The organism is Flexivirga aerilata (assembly GCF_013002715.1).
GTDB classification, from domain to species: domain Bacteria; phylum Actinomycetota; class Actinomycetes; order Actinomycetales; family Dermatophilaceae; genus Flexivirga; species Flexivirga aerilata.
Window position 1 is genome coordinate 176,145 of sequence record NZ_JABENB010000002.1, and the last position, 13,994, is coordinate 190,138.

At 71.0% G+C, this 13,994-nt stretch carries 15 protein-coding genes; 3 read left to right on the forward strand and 12 right to left on the reverse strand.

The genetic code is table 11. The features are described from left to right. Position 1: 1 nt before the first annotated feature. The 8 genes from HJ588_RS12680 to deoC all read right to left on the reverse strand — a co-directional run bounded on the left by HJ588_RS12680 (position 2) and on the right by deoC (position 8,024). Entirely contained in the window at positions 2–985 is a 984-nt protein-coding gene (locus HJ588_RS12680; RefSeq protein WP_171156128.1) for an AAA family ATPase, read from the reverse strand. After that, the gene (locus HJ588_RS12685) at positions 982–2,091 is read right to left on the reverse strand and encodes a DUF4350 domain-containing protein (protein ID WP_171156129.1); all 1,110 of its coding nucleotides are present in this window, start codon (positions 2,089–2,091) and stop codon (positions 982–984) included. Before HJ588_RS12685 ends, HJ588_RS12680 begins: the two co-directional genes overlap by 4 nt. Then, entirely contained in the window at positions 2,088–2,726 is a 639-nt protein-coding gene (locus tag HJ588_RS12690) for a DUF4129 domain-containing protein (protein WP_171156130.1), read from the reverse strand. The genes HJ588_RS12685 and HJ588_RS12690 overlap by 4 nt, the downstream gene beginning before the upstream one ends. Next, positions 2,716–3,882, reverse strand: a complete 1,167-nt coding sequence (locus tag HJ588_RS12695; protein WP_171156131.1) for a DUF7847 domain-containing protein — start codon at positions 3,880–3,882, stop codon at positions 2,716–2,718. The genes HJ588_RS12690 and HJ588_RS12695 overlap by 11 nt, the downstream gene beginning before the upstream one ends. Before the next feature lie 9 nt (positions 3,883–3,891). Next, positions 3,892–4,512, reverse strand: a complete 621-nt coding sequence (locus HJ588_RS12700) for a uridine kinase family protein (protein WP_246242429.1) — start codon at positions 4,510–4,512, stop codon at positions 3,892–3,894. A 107-nt stretch (positions 4,513–4,619) separates the two neighbouring features. Further along, on the reverse strand, positions 4,620–5,504 hold the full coding sequence (locus HJ588_RS12705) for an aldehyde dehydrogenase family protein (RefSeq protein WP_171156132.1): 885 nt from the start codon (positions 5,502–5,504) through the stop codon (positions 4,620–4,622). Then, entirely contained in the window at positions 5,504–6,955 is a 1,452-nt protein-coding gene (locus HJ588_RS12710; RefSeq protein WP_171156134.1) for an aldehyde dehydrogenase family protein, read from the reverse strand. The genes HJ588_RS12705 and HJ588_RS12710 overlap by 1 nt, the downstream gene beginning before the upstream one ends. A gap of 85 nt (positions 6,956–7,040) precedes the next feature. Beyond that, positions 7,041–8,024 (reverse strand): deoxyribose-phosphate aldolase, encoded by a 984-nt coding sequence (deoC, locus tag HJ588_RS12715; RefSeq protein ID WP_171156135.1) that lies wholly within the window; start codon positions 8,022–8,024, stop codon positions 7,041–7,043. An 18-nt stretch (positions 8,025–8,042) separates the two neighbouring features. Between deoC and HJ588_RS12720 the strand changes: the two genes are divergently transcribed. Next, positions 8,043–8,693: a hypothetical protein gene (locus HJ588_RS12720; protein WP_171156137.1), complete on the forward strand. Its 651-nt coding sequence runs from the start codon at positions 8,043–8,045 to the stop codon at positions 8,691–8,693. A 12-nt stretch (positions 8,694–8,705) separates the two neighbouring features. Here the strand turns inward: HJ588_RS12720 and HJ588_RS12725 are convergent, their stop codons facing one another. After that, positions 8,706–10,355, reverse strand: a complete 1,650-nt coding sequence (locus HJ588_RS12725; protein WP_171156140.1) for a phosphohexomutase domain-containing protein — start codon at positions 10,353–10,355, stop codon at positions 8,706–8,708. Further along, entirely contained in the window at positions 10,352–11,209 is an 858-nt protein-coding gene (locus HJ588_RS12730; RefSeq protein ID WP_171157185.1) for a purine-nucleoside phosphorylase, read from the reverse strand. The genes HJ588_RS12725 and HJ588_RS12730 overlap by 4 nt, the downstream gene beginning before the upstream one ends. A 38-nt stretch (positions 11,210–11,247) precedes the next feature. Here HJ588_RS12730 and HJ588_RS12735 point away from each other — a divergent pair, with 38 nt between their 5' ends. Beyond that, complete coding sequence (locus HJ588_RS12735; protein ID WP_343036709.1) at positions 11,248–12,687, forward strand: NAD(P)H-quinone dehydrogenase; 1,440 nt, start codon at positions 11,248–11,250, stop codon at positions 12,685–12,687. 21 nt (positions 12,688–12,708) lie between these two features. On the opposite strand, the gene HJ588_RS12740 is transcribed toward HJ588_RS12735, so the two are convergent. Together HJ588_RS12740 and HJ588_RS12745 are read right to left on the reverse strand one after the other, a co-directional pair. Continuing rightward, positions 12,709–12,891, reverse strand: a complete 183-nt coding sequence (locus HJ588_RS12740) for a hypothetical protein (RefSeq protein WP_171156143.1) — start codon at positions 12,889–12,891, stop codon at positions 12,709–12,711. Positions 12,892–12,982: 91 nt separating this feature from the next. Next, a complete protein-coding gene (locus HJ588_RS12745) occupies positions 12,983–13,162 on the reverse strand; it encodes a hypothetical protein (RefSeq protein ID WP_171156145.1) in 180 nt (59 codons plus the stop codon). A 144-nt stretch (positions 13,163–13,306) separates the two neighbouring features. Between HJ588_RS12745 and HJ588_RS12750 the strand changes: the two genes are divergently transcribed. After that, positions 13,307–13,960: a TetR/AcrR family transcriptional regulator gene (locus tag HJ588_RS12750; RefSeq protein ID WP_171156147.1), complete on the forward strand. Its 654-nt coding sequence runs from the start codon at positions 13,307–13,309 to the stop codon at positions 13,958–13,960. Positions 13,961–13,994: the final 34 nt, after the last annotated feature.

Consider the following 13,994-nt stretch of genomic DNA (forward strand, 5'->3'; position numbering starts at 1 on the left):
ATCACCTTGGCACCGGGACGGATCCGATCGCGGAGTCCAGCACCGTCGCCACTCCGACGCCCTCCAGCTCCGCCTCCGGCCGCAGCTGCAGCCGGTGCGCGAGCGTGGGCACGGTCATCGCCTTCACGTCGTCCGGGGTGACGAAGTCGCGACCGTTCAGCCACGCCCACGCGCGGCTCGTCGCCAGCAGCGCGGTCGTCGCACGAGGGCTGGCGCCGAGCGAGAGCGACGGCGAGGTGCGGGTGGCCCGCGCCACGTCCACGATGTATGACGCGACGTCGCTCCCGACCTGCACCCGGCGCACCGCCTGGGCTCCCGCGGCGAGGTCGGCCGGATCCGCGACCGGCCGGACACCCGCCGCATCCAGGTCCTTGGGGTCGAATCCCGTTGCGTGCCGCCGCAATACCTCCAGCTCGGCGTCCCGGTCGGGCAGCGGGAGCACGACCTTCATCAGGAAGCGGTCGAGCTGCGCCTCCGGCAGGGGATAGGTGCCTTCGTATTCGACGGGGTTCTGGGTGGCCGCGACCAGGAAGGGCTGCGGCAGGGCGCGCGGCGTGCCGTCGATCGACACCTGCCGCTCCTCCATCGCCTCCAGCAGGGCCGACTGCGTCTTGGGCGGTGTGCGGTTGATCTCGTCGGCGAGCAGCAGGTTGGTGAAGACCGGTCCGGGACGGAAGGTGAACTCCGACGTGCCGGCGTCGAAGACGAGCGAACCGGTGATGTCGCCCGGCATCAGGTCGGGCGTGAACTGCACCCGCTTGGTGTCGATGGCCAGGGCCGCGGCGAGCGCGCGCACGAGCAGGGTCTTGGCGACGCCCGGCACGCCCTCGAGGAGCACGTGGCCGCGACTGAGCAGACCGATCACCAGCGCCGAGACGGCGGCATCCTGGCCGACCACCGCCTTGGCGACCTCGCCGCGCACTGCGCCGAGTGCTTGGCGCGCGCGCTCGGCGGCCTGGTGTTCTTCGGGGGACAGCGGGGTCATCGTCGGACCTGCCTTTCCAGCAGTTGCAGTCTGTGGGCGATGTCGGTCATCGAGGATTCGTCGGCGGCGTCCGGGCCGAGCAGCAGGTCGTGCACGTCGCGCGGGTCCGCACCCGCCGCGTGCGCGACACGCTCGACCAGCGGCCCCGCCGGACCGGACGGGGGAAGGCCGAGGTAGCTGGCCAGTCGTCCGCGGGTGGCGGCGCGCAGCACGCGTGAACTGCGCGCTGTGTCGCCCGCCTTGCGGTAGAGCAAACCGCGGCTGCGTGTCGTCTCGTCGGCGGGGACGACCACCGGCAACGGCTCGGGGACGAGGCGGCCGAAACGCCTTGCCCGCCATACGATCACGAGGATCGCAACCGCCGCCGCCAGCCACACCGACGGCCCGAACCACCGCGGCCAGGCCGGTCCCTGCGCGAGCGGGTTGTCGGCGGTGGCGACGGTCGGGGCGAACCACACGACGCGATCGGCCGAGCCGAGCGTGCGCAGCGCGATGGCGGCGTTGTCGTCGTCGACCACGGTCTTGTTGGCAAACACCGCGTGGCTGCCGACGAGCACGGTCTCGGGGCGACCCCCGTTGATCTCTGGCAGCACGAGGACGGTTCCGCTGCCGCCCTCCCCGAAGCAGGAGGCGCCGACCGATCCGGCGGTGTATTCGACGTCGGCGTAGCTCATCCGCAGACCCTGCAACCACGGCACCGAGCAGACCGTGCTGGGCGCGTCCTCGACCGGCGCGGCCTGCACGTCGGGCAGCTGCATCGCGCGCGCCGTCGCCGGGTCGGCGTCGACCACCACGACGCGGCGTGCACCGGCCGCGTGCTCCATGACCGATCGCAGCGTGTCGTCGGCGAGCAGTTGCGGTCGGGTGATCAATACCGTTGCGCCGGCTACGGATCGGGCACCGAACTCGTCCGGGCTGCGCGCGATGTCGACCGAGAGCCCCTGCTGGCCCAGGACTTGAGCGGCGGCGCGGGTGCCGTCCGGGGCGGGGGAGTCCGGGTCGAGCGGCTCGCTGGCGTTGCGCGGCAGGAGCAGGCTGACCCCGACGAGGACGAGCAGCAGCACCGCTACGACCGCGCCCAGGATCAGCCGCCCGCGCGTGATCACGCCGGAGCTCCGTGGGTCACGGTGTGCTGCGGCCGGGTGCGGGTGAGCGCTGCGTCGAGTGCGCGCATCCTCGTGGCGTCGTCGTCCGTGGCGGTCGCCCCGCCGTAGCGCACTCTGTCGAAAAGGTTTGCGGCAGAGCGCAATTCGTCACGCTGGCTGGGGAAGAAAGTGGATAGCTCGGCGCCGACCTCGTGAGCTGTCCGGCCGGGGCGAGGCACGATCAGCGCGCGCTCCTCGGCTGCGCGTGCGATGGCCCGGAAGAGGTCGAGCGTGGCGGATCGCAGATCACCCTCGGACTGCGCCTGCTCGGCGCGGCGGCGCAGCTGGTCGGCCGTGAGGGTGGTGTCGGCCAGCACGCCGGCCTGCTCGACTGCACGCTTCGTGCGTCCGCGCCGCCGGAGCTGAGTGAGCGCGACGGTGACGACGCCGGCGAGCAGCAGGAGTGCTGGCAGCAGCATCCACAGGGGGAGCGCGGTGCCGATGCCGTTCAGCAGGTCGTTCAGCCGGTCCATGGCCCAGTCCCACAGCCGCTCCAGCCAGCTGCGCTGGTCGGCGTATGCCGGTTTGGACAGCTCCCGCTCCAGCAGGTCGCGCGCCTGACCGTCGCCCGGGTTCAGCGGCGCGTCACGCTGCACCGGCTTTGTCCTGACCGGCCGCCTGCATCAGCGTGACGTCGAGGGCTTCCTTGCGGATCCGCTGGTCCAGGTAGAGCAGGGCGCTCACGCCCGCGACGAACGGTGCGGTGAGGGCGCTGATCGCGACCGTGATCAGCTCGAAGGCGACGATCGCGCCCACCGACGGAGTGCCCGAATCCGCGGCACTGATGCCGAGGATGAGTGCGGCGGGCATGGTGGCGATGCCGGCCACGAAGCTCACCAGCAGCTGGCCGAGGAGCGTGATGCCGAAGATGCGCCACCACTGGCCCTTGGTGAGAGCCCAGGAGCGTTTGAACGCGGCGATCGGCCCGATCCGCTCCAGCACGAGCGCCGCTCCGGCGAAACCGATCTTCACCCAGACGTAGACGAAGCCGACCACCAGCGCGAGGCCGAGCACGATCCCGACGCTCACCGTGACCGCGAGCGGCGCGGTGAGCGCGAGCACCACGACGATGGCGGTACCGATGACGAGGAACACCACGAGGGCGAGGATCTGCAGCATCGTCATCCCGAGCAGCGGCAGCAGCCGGCCACGCACCTTCTGCCAGGTTTCGCCGATCGAGATGCGTCGCCCGAGCACCGCTTCGGCCACGACGATCGTCAGCATCCCGGTGAGGAAGATCCCCGCCAGCCCCATGTAGATGCCGCTGACGTTCTGCCCGATCTGGGTGCCGAAGTTGAGAGTGGTGCCGGAGTCGTCGGTCGTCGACAGGTCGGCGTTGCTGAAGGCGATCGTGGTGAGGATCGCCGGGATCGCGACGACGAGCGCGACGATCGCCGACAGCCCGAGCGTCGCGCCGGGGTTGCCGCGGATGGTGGCGAAGGTGCCTTCGAAGACGTCACCCAGACGCAGCGGACGCAGCGGTATGACGCCGGGTTTCGGTGCCAGCTGGGCATATCCGGGCGCCGGCGCTCCGTAGCCCGGCGGTGCGCCGTACTGCGGGTACGGCGGCTGGGTGGGCGGCTGCGGCGGCCCGTACTGGCCGTACTGAGGGGGAGCCTGCTGTCCGTACTGCCCGTACTGGCCGTACTGCGGCGGAGCCTGCTGCCCGTGCTGCCCGTATTGCGGCGATGGCGGTGGCGGCTGCTCACCGCTCGGCGAGTCTCCCCCGGGGCTCGTCCAACCGTTGCTCATGGCACGACCCTAAATGACCGGACCCTCGATGTCGGCACGCTCGGCGAGCAGCCGCGCCAAATCGTTCGGCCGGATCGGCTGCGCGCCGAGACGCTGCTGCTCGGCGACGATCCGCGGTTCGGCGCGCGCGAGGCGCAGGCCGCGGCGCACGAGGACGGCCGGGGGTTTGCGCCGCTCGGAGAGGTCGCGGACCAGTCGCCGGGCGAAGGTCACCCACCGGTTGTGACACACGCAGTAGGCGCCGTCGAGCAGCCCGCGCTCGCGCAGCGGCTCGATCACGTATGGCGCGAAGATCCCTTCCGCGACGACGATCCGCGCACCGGCCAGCACCAGCCGCTCGGTGCCGGTCGCGGACGACGACCCGATGTCGTAGGTCGGCTTGACCACTTCGCCGGTGCGGCACAACCGGTCGAGCGCGTCGACCGCGGCGTCGAGGTGCCACGACCGCACGTCGTCCCAGTCGGCGATCCCGAGGCTCGACATCGGCAGCGTCGGGTCGTCGCCGTCCTTGTAGAAGTCATCCAGCCGCAGGATCGGCCAGCCGTAGTCGCGGGAGAACTGCGCCGCCCAGCGTGACTTGCCCGACCCGCTCGGGCCACCGAGCACGAGGACGCGGGCCATCGAACTCATGCAGCACCTTCGGGTCGATCGGTTTCCCCCGCGAAGTATCGGCGGGGGAGCGTAGCGGGGGAGCCGAACTTCGTGGGGTGATCGTTCGGGGTGATCGTGCGGGGTGATCACATCCCCTTGGGATGCCAGACCGTCTTGGTCTCCAGGAAGGCGTGCATCCGCGAAAGGTCAGGCGTGGCAAGCCAATCCGGCTCTTCGGCGCCGGAGCCGTCGCCCGCCGGGCGGACGACCCGCTTGAGCGTCTCGGCGGCCGAGGCCTCCAGCTCCGCCCACGGCAGCTCGGTCGCACCGGTGAGGTCGAGGGCGTTGACGTCGGCGTGCGAGGCCAGCCAGGGCGCGAGCTCCGCCGTACGGCCGGTGACGATGTTGACCACACCACCGGGCACGTCCGACGTCGCCAGCACCTCACCCAGGGAGATGGCCGGCAGCGGCCGGTCCTCGCTCGCGACGACCACGACGGTGTTGCCGGAGACGATCGCCGGCGCGATCACCGACACCAGGCCGAGCAGCGAACTGTCCTGTGGCGCAAGCACTCCCACCACGCCGGTCGGCTCGGGCGCGGAGATGTCGAAGTAGGGCCCGGCGACCGGGTTGAGGTTGCCGAGCACCTGCGCGAGCTTGTCCGGCCACCCGGCATACCAGACCCAGCGGTCGATGGCGGCGTCGACGAGCCTGGTCGCCTGCGGCTTGGTCAGGCCCTCGCTCGCGGCGACTTCGGCGATGAACTGGTCGCGGCGTCCTTCCAGCACCTCGCCGACCCGGTAGAGCACCTGACCGCGGTTGTAGGCGGTCGCACCGGACCAGCCCTTGACCGCGCCGCGCGCCGCGACGACCGCGTCGCGGATGTCCTTGCGCGAGCCCTGCGCCGCGTTGGCGAGAAACTTCGGCGACCGGCCCGAGGAGGTGACCTCGTAGGAGCGGCCGGACTCCGAGCGGGGGAACTTGCCGCCGATGTAGAGCTTGTAGGTCTTGCGGACCTCGAGGCGGGGCATCAGTGCGTTCCTTCCGTGTCGAGATATGCCGCGAGGCCCTGTCGGCCTCCTTCGCGGCCGTAGCCGCTCTCCTTGTAGCCGCCGAACGGCGAGGTCGGGTCGAAGCGGTTGAACGTGTTGGCCCACACCACGCCGGCGCGCAGCTTGTCGGCGATCGCGAGGACGCGAGAACCCTTCTCCGACCAGATGCCGGCCGAGAGTCCGTAGGGCGTGTTGTTGGCCTTCGCGACGGCTTCGTCGGGGGTGCGGAAGGTCAGCACCGACAGCACGGGGCCGAAGATCTCCTCGCGCGCGATGCGGTGCGCCTGCGACACCCCGGTGAAAACCGTTGGTGCAAACCAGTATCCGCGCTTCGGCAGCTCGACGTCGGGGCTCCACCGTTGCGCGCCCTCGGCGACGCCGGCCTCGGTGAGCTCGGTGATGCGGGCGAGCTGGGCGGCGGAGTTGATCGCGCCGACGTCGGTGTTCTTGTCCATCGGGTCGCCCACCCGCAGCGTGCGCAGCCGGCGCTGCAGACGGTGCACCACGTCGTCGGCGACCGACTCCTGCACCAGCAGCCGGGAGCCGGCGCAGCAGACGTGACCCTGGTTGAAGAAGATCCCGTTGACGATGCCCTCGACCGCCTGGTCGATCGCCGCGTCGTCGAAGACGATGTTGGCCGCCTTGCCGCCGAGCTCGAGGGTGACCCGCTTGCGGGTGCCGGCGACCGCGCGGGCGATCGCCTTGCCCACGTCGGTCGAGCCGGTGAAGGCGATCTTGTCGACGCCGGGGTGTTCGACGATCGCCTGCCCGGTCGGGCCGGCCCCGGTGACGATGTTGACGACCCCCGGCGGGAGGTCGGCCTGGCGGCATACCTCGGCGAAGAGCAGGGCGGTGAGCGGCGTGGTCTCGGCCGGCTTCAGCACCACCGTGTTGCCGGTCGCGAGAGCGGGCGCGATCTTCCAGGCGAGCATCAGCAGCGGGAAGTTCCACGGGATGACCTGGCCCACGACGCCCAGCGACTTCGGTGCGGGACCCAGCCCGGCATACTCCAGCTTGTCCGCCCAGCCGGCGTGGTAGAAGAAGTGCGCCGCCGCGGTCGGCACGTCGACGTCGCGCGACTCCTTGATCGGCTTGCCGTTGTCGAGCGTCTCCAGCACCGCAAACTCCCGCGCCCGCTCCTGCAGGAGGCGCGCGATGCGGTAGAGGTACTTGCCCCGCTCGGCGCCGCTCATCCGGCTCCAGGTGCGGTCGTAGGCGCGGCGTGCCGCGCGCACCGCCTTGTCGACGTCGGCGGCACTCGCCTCGGAGACGTCGGAGAGCTTCTCCTCGGTGGCGGGGTTGACGGTCTTGAAGGACTTCCCGTCGGCCGGGTCGACGAACTCACCCCCGATGAACAGCCCGTATGACGAGGCGATGTCGACGACGGAGCGCGACTCGGGCGCCGGTGCGTACTCGAATTTCGGTGTCATTACTTGTCTTTCACGTTGGTTGAGTAGGCGAAGGAACGCCGCGGGGGAGCCGCGTCGAAACCAGCGCCGACGGCCACCATGCTCATCAGTCGATCGTCACGTAGTCGGCGCCGGAGTAGGCACCGGTGCGCAGCTTCTGCCGTTGGAGCAGCAGGTCGGTCAGCAGGCTGGACGCGCCGAAGCGGAACCACTGCGGCGTCAGCCAGTCGTCCCCGGCGATCTCGCTCACCATGACCAGGTAGCGCAGCGCGTCCTTGCTGGTGCGGATGCCGCCGGCCGGCTTCACCCCGACCATCTCGCCGGTCAGTTCGCGCCAGTCGCGCACCGCCTCCAGCATCAGCAGCGTCACCGGCATCGTCGCGGCGGGCTGGATCTTGCCGGTCGAGGTCTTGATGAAGTCGGCGCCGGCGAGCATCGCCAGCCAGGAGGCGCGGCGCACGTTGTCGTAGGTCGCGAGTTCGCCGGTCTCGAGGATGACCTTGAGGTGGGCGTCCGGGGTGTCACCGGGACGCGCGCAGGCCTCCTTGATCGCGGCGATCTGGTCGAAGACGAGGCGGTAGTCGCCGGCGAGGAACGCGCCACGGTCGATGACCATGTCGACCTCGTCGGCACCGGCCTCCACCGCGTCCCGGGTGTCGGCGAGCTTGACCGGCATACTCGCCCGCCCGGACGGGAAGGCGGTCGCCACCGCCGCGACGTTGATGTCGCTGCCCTGCAGTGCATCTTTGGCGACACCGACCAGGTCGTTGTAGACGCACACCGCGGCGACCTGCGGGGTGGAGAGGTCGCTCGGGTCGGGCAGTTGCGCCTTGGCGCACAGGCTGCGGACCTTGCCGGGGGTGTCGGCGCCCTCGAGGGTCGTCAGGTCGATCATGCTGATCGCGGTGTCGATCGCCCACGCCTTGCTGTCGGTCTTGATCGACCGCGTGGCAAGGGCCGCCGCGCGGCCTTCGAGCCCGACCTGGTCGACCCCCGGCAGTCCGTAGAGCCAGGTGCGCAATGCTTTGTTCGTGAGAGACGCGACACCGAGCAACTCCCGGGCCTGCGACGTTGCAGTTGAAGGGCTCACCGGTGCAGCCTACCGGGCATGCCGATGAACCCCGCACGTCGCGGCGCCGGCCCGGATGAGGGTGCGCGTCGCACCTATCGCCAGCCGACCATGCTGATCACCGGGCTGATCCTGACGCTCGCCTGCGTCGTCATCCTGGTGATGATCCTCGTCTCGGACGGCTTCGGGCAGGCGCGCGAACTCCTCTGGCCGGTGGCGGGCCTGCTGGTCGTGTGGGTGGTCTTCATCCGGCCGTGCGTCGTCCTGGACCAGGCCGGGGTGCGGATCAAGAACCTCGTGCGCGACGTCTTCATCGGCTGGCCGGCGGTGTCGCTGGTCGAACAGCGTTGGAACCTCAAGATTTTCACCCCGAACGACGAGGGCTACGGCTCGTGGGCGATCGCCGCGCAGCGGCCCAAGCGTCCGCCGCGCAGCGGCATGGGCGGCATGGGCATGGGGCTCGGCGGTGCCCGGGCGACGTCCGCGGAGCCGTCGGTCGACTTCACCGACCGCCCGGCGTCGTCGGCCGGCGTGGCCGACGCGATCCGCCGGGCCAAGGACGACTACGAGGTCGCGGTCGCCAAGGGTGTCGCGGACGAGGCGCCGGCGACCGCGGTGGTGCGCCCGGCGATCGACGCGCTCGTCGCGCTCGCGGCGGCGCTCGTCTGCATCCTCATCGCCGTCGTATGACGGCAGCCCCGATCAGGCCGGTGCCGTGAGCCGTTCGAACTCCGCGCGGGTGGCGGCCAGTTTCGTCGCGGCCATCGCTGGGTCGGCATCAATGGTCTCGAGGTAGACCTTCAGTTTCGGCTCGGTGCCGCTCGGCCGCACGATGACGCGGGTGTCGTCGTCGAGGAAGTAGCGCAGCCCCTCGGTCGGCGGCAGTCCACCGGCACCCTCGGCCAGGTCGTCGACCCGCACGACCTGCCGGCGGGCCACGACTTGCGGAGGCTCGGCCCGCAGGCGTGCCATGATCGCGCCGATCACCGCGAGGTCGGTGACCCGCACCGAGAAGCTGTCGGTGGCGTGGGTGCCGTGGGCGGCGGCGAGATCGGCCAGCACGTCGTCGAGCGTGCGCCCCGTCGTCTTGAGGCCGGCCGCGAACTCGGCGATCAGCAGTGCCGCGCTGATGCCGTCCTTGTCGCGCACCGCGGCGGGGTCGACGCAGTAGCCGAGCGCCTCCTCGTAGCCGTAGGCCAGGCCCGGCACCCGGCTGATCCACTTGAAGCCGGTGAGGGTCTCGGCGTGCGGGACCCCGGCCGCGCGGGCCATCGCCGCGAGCAGCCGGGAGGAGACGATGGAGTTGGCGAAGCACGCGCCGGGCGCGACGCCACGCTCCAGCAGGTAGGCACCGAGCAGGGCACCGACCTCGTCGCCGCGCAGCATCGTCCACGCGCCGTCGCGGGGCACGGCCACCGCGCAACGGTCGGCGTCGGGGTCGTTGGCGATGACCAGGTCGGCGCCGGTGCGCTCGGCCAGGGCGAGTGCGTGGTCGATCGCGCCGGGCTCCTCCGGGTTGGGGAAGGAGACCGTCGGGAAGTCAGGGTCGGGCTGCTCCTGGTCGGTGACCGGGTCGGGTGCCTGAAAACCCGCCTGCAGGAAGGATTTTCGCACCACGGCCGCGCCGACGCCGTGCAGCGCCGTGTGCACGATCGCGAGGTCGCGCGGGCCGTCCGGCTGCACGACCCGGCACACCGCGTCGACGTAGTCGTCGATCACGTCGTCGTCGAGGGTCTGCCAGCCGTCGTCGGCGAGCGGCACGTCGGCAGCGCGCGGGAAGCGGGCGATCGCGTCGGCGATCCGGGCGTCCGCGGGCGGCACGATCTGGCTGCCGTCGCCGAGATAGACCTTGTAGCCGTTGTCCTGCGGCGGGTTGTGGCTCGCGGTGACCATCACGCCCGCGTCCGCGCCGAGATGCCGGATCATGAATGCCAGCACGGGTGTCGGCAGCGGGTGCGGCAGGATCATCGCGCGTCCGCCGGCGCCGACGACGACCGCCGCGGTGTCCCGCGCGAACGTGTCGGAGTGATGCCTTGCGTCATACCCGATGACGAGGGTGACGTCGGGCTTGCCCAGCTCCTGCTGCAGGTATGACGTCAGTCCCGCCGCGGCGCGGATCACCACGACCCGGTTCATCCGCGCCGGGCCCGCGCCGAGCGCGCCGCGCAGCCCCGCGGTGCCAAACTCCAGCAGTCCGGAGAAGCGGTCGGCGAGGTCGTCCAGCGCCGCCTGGTCGCCGGATTCGGCTGCTGTTACTACTTTTTCGAGCTCCGCCCGGGTCGCCGCGTCGGGGTCGTCGGCCAGCCAGTCGCGCGCCTGCACGATGAGGTCGGCGCTCGCCGGGGTGCTCACCGGTCGCCACCTTCGGCGATGCGGGCGACCACCTGCGCGAGCAGGGTGCCGCAGCGTTCGGCGGCGGCCTGCCCGGCCTCGATCACTTCCTGGTGCGAGAGCGGCTGGTCGCTGATGCCGGCCGCGAGGTTGGTGACGAGGCTGACGCCGAGCACCTCGAGGCCGGACTGCCGCGCCGCGATTGCCTCCAGGGTCGTCGACATGCCGACCAGATCGGCGCCCATCGCCTTGGCCATCTGCACCTCCGCCGGCGTCTCGTAGTGCGGCCCGCGGAACTGCGCGTAGACACCCTCGTCCAGACCGGGGTCCACCGACCGGGCGATCGCGCGCAGTTGCGGCGAGTAGAGGTCGGTGAGGTCGACGAAGTTGGCGCCCTCGATGGGGGAGGTGGCGGTGAGGTTGAGGTGATCGCGGATCAGCACCGGGGTGCCGGGGCCCCACGCCGGGTTGAGTCCGCCGCAGCCGTTGGTCAGCACGATCGTGTGGCAGCCGGCGGCGGCCGCGGTGCGCACGCCGTGCACGACCGCCCGCACGCCCTTGCCCTCGTAATAGTGGGTGCGGGTGCCGAAGACGAGTGCGCGAGCGTCGCTGTCGCCGATCTGCACCGAGCGCATCGCGCTGGAGTGACCGGGCACCGCCGCCGCGGCGAAGCCCGGCACGTCGGCGTTGTCGACGGTCGCGACGGTCTGCCCGATCCGGTCGGCGGTCTGCCCCCAGCCGGACCCGAGCACGAGCGCGATGTCGTGGCGCGGGGTGCCGGTGCGGTCGGCGATCACCTCGGCGGCGGAACGGGCGACCTCGAACGGGTCGATCGACGGATCGGCAAGCGGCGCGGTGTCAGTCACGCGCGCCAGCGTATGCCGTGATCCGGCGGCGTGAAATGATGCGGGCCGTGAGTGGGCGTCAGAAGCAGGTCGTGATCATCGGCGGAGGCCCCGGCGGATACGAATCCGCGCTGGTCGCTGCGCAACTCGGCGCACAGGTGACGATCATCGAGGACGACGGGCTGGGCGGCGCCGCAGTGCTGACCGACTGTGTCCCGAGCAAGGCGCTGATCGCCACGTCGGACTTCATGTCGCGCTTCGCGACCGCGGGCCGGCTCGGTGTCGGTTTCGAGGGCACCGAGGAGGACCAGCACGCCGAGGCCAACGTCGACCAGGTCAACCACCGCATCGTCGACCTGGCCAAGGCGCAGAGCACCGACATCAGGGCGCAGCTGGAGAGTGTCGGCGTGCGGGTGCGGCAGGGCCGCGGGCGGCTGCTCGGCAACGGCCGGGTGGCGGCGGAGCTCAGCTCCGGGCAGGCCGGGGTCTCCGGGAAGGCAGGGGCCACCGGGGGCACCGAGGAGTACGACGCCGACGTCATACTCGTGGCGACCGGGTGCAAGCCGCGGATCATGGACACGGCCGTCCCGGACGGCGAGCGCATCCTCACCTGGCAGCAGATCTACGATCTGACCGAGCTACCCGAGCACCTGATCGTCGTCGGGTCCGGTGTGACCGGTGCCGAATTGGCGCATGCCTACTTGGGATTGGACTGCGAGGTCACGCTCGTGTCGTCGCGTGACCGCGTGCTGCCCGGTGAGGACGCCGACGCGGCGACCGTCATCGAGAACGTCTTCCGGCGGCACGGGATGAAGGTGCTCAACCGCTCCCGCATGCAGTCGGTGCGGCGCGAGGGCGACGGTGTCGTCGTCACGCTGGAGGACGGCCGCGAGGTGTCCGGTTCGCACGCGCTGCTCGCGGTCGGTTCGGTGCCGCAGACCAAGGGCATCGGGCTGGAGGAAGCCGGCGTCGAGCTCAGTACGTCAGGGCACATCGTCGTCGACCGCGTCTCCCGCACCTCCGCCCAGGGCGTGTATGCCGCGGGCGACTGCACCGGCGTGCTCCCGTTGGCGTCGGTCGCCGCCATGCAGGGCCGCATCGCGATGGCGCACTCGCTCGGCGACGCGGTGGCTCCGCTGAACTTGCGCGGCGTGTGCGCGAACATCTTCACCGACCCCGAGATCGCGACCGTCGGCTACTCGCAGGCGGACGTCGAGGAGGGCCGGATCGAGGCGCGGGTCGTCACGCTGCCGCTGTCGACCAACCCGCGCGCCAAGATGCGCAACATCCGCGACGGCTTCGTCAAGCTCTTCGCCCGCCCGGGCAGCAACACGATCGTCGGCGGCGTGGTCGTGGCGCCCCAGGCGTCCGAGCTGATCTACCCGATCGGTCTGGCGGTGCAGAACCGCCTGACCGTGGACCAGCTCGCCAATACCTTCTCGGTCTACCCGTCGATGACCGGCTCGATCGCCGAGGCCGCCCGCCGGTTGCACTCACACGACGTGTAGTCCACGACGTGTAGTCGCCGCTCAGGGGCGCCGGGTGTCCGGGTCGTCGTCCTGGCGCGGCGCGTGCGGATCGACCTGGTGGGGGAGCAGGCCGTCCCGCTCCCACGCGCGGTGCCGCTGCTCGCGCAGCTTCGGGCGGATCACCCGCAGGAAGCCGACGACCACGACGACGGCGACGACGAGTGCGACCAGGCTCCAGAACATCCCGCCAATCTACGCGGGCGCGCAGCAGGCCCGCGACCGGTCGGTCGCGGGCCTTTTCGCACGAGGTATGGCGGGAGTTCCCGCCGCGCGGTCAGTGACCGACCGCGAGCCCGCGGTAGTAGCTCACGAACGGCTCGTGACGAGCCAGGCGCTGCTTGCGGTTGGCGGTGAAGAACTTGGTGAGCTCGGTCGCGGCGAAGGCCACGAAGAGCGCGAGGGCGATGGCGTTGATGATCATGAAGCCGATGAAGAAGGTGGTGATGTCAGCCATGACTCGACTCCTTGTCGAAGGTGGAGGATGACTACTACGGGTGTAGTGGTCATGACAATGAAACTACGCCTGTAGTGTCGACTTTGCAACTCGGCGTGCGGTGTCCTCGCTCACACCGGCCACCACCCGTGAGAAAGTGAGCAAATGCCGGTCTCCGCCAAGCGTCATCACCACCGTCGTCGCCGCAACGGCCAAGCACCGGAGGGTGCACAGGCCCGGCAGGAGCACCTGCTCAGCTGCGCGATAGCGGTCGTCGGCCAGTCGGGCATGCGGGGCCTGACCCACCGCGCGGTCGACCGGGAGGCGGGCCTGCCCGAGGGCACCTGCTCGGTCTACTACCGCACGCGGCTGGCGCTGCTCACCGCGCTCACCAACTTCGTGGCCGGCAAGCTCAACGACGACGTCAAGCAGATGGCCTCCGCCCTGCCCGACCCGGGCACCGACGAGGGCCGCGACGCCGCGATCGAGGCCACCACCGACCTGCTGCTCGGCTGGTCGGTGCACCCCGAGCTCATCATCACCATCTCCGAACTCGCGCTGGAGGCCGCACGCAACCCCTCGCTCAGCGGCCCGATCACCGCCTGGCGCGAGGGACTGACCGTGCTGGTGGAGGAGATCGTGCGGCGCGGGGACAGCAGCGAGCCCCGGCGCCGCGCCGAGGCCATCGTGGCCAGCCTCGACGGTGTCGTGCTGAGCGCACTGCTCGCCACCAACCCGGCGGATCGCCCGGCCTACCTGCGGTCCACCGTCGACCTGGTCCTGCGCGGTCTGATCGCCGGCGACGAGGGCGGCTGCTGACCGCCGCCACCCGCACCGACCTCACCGACCGCCG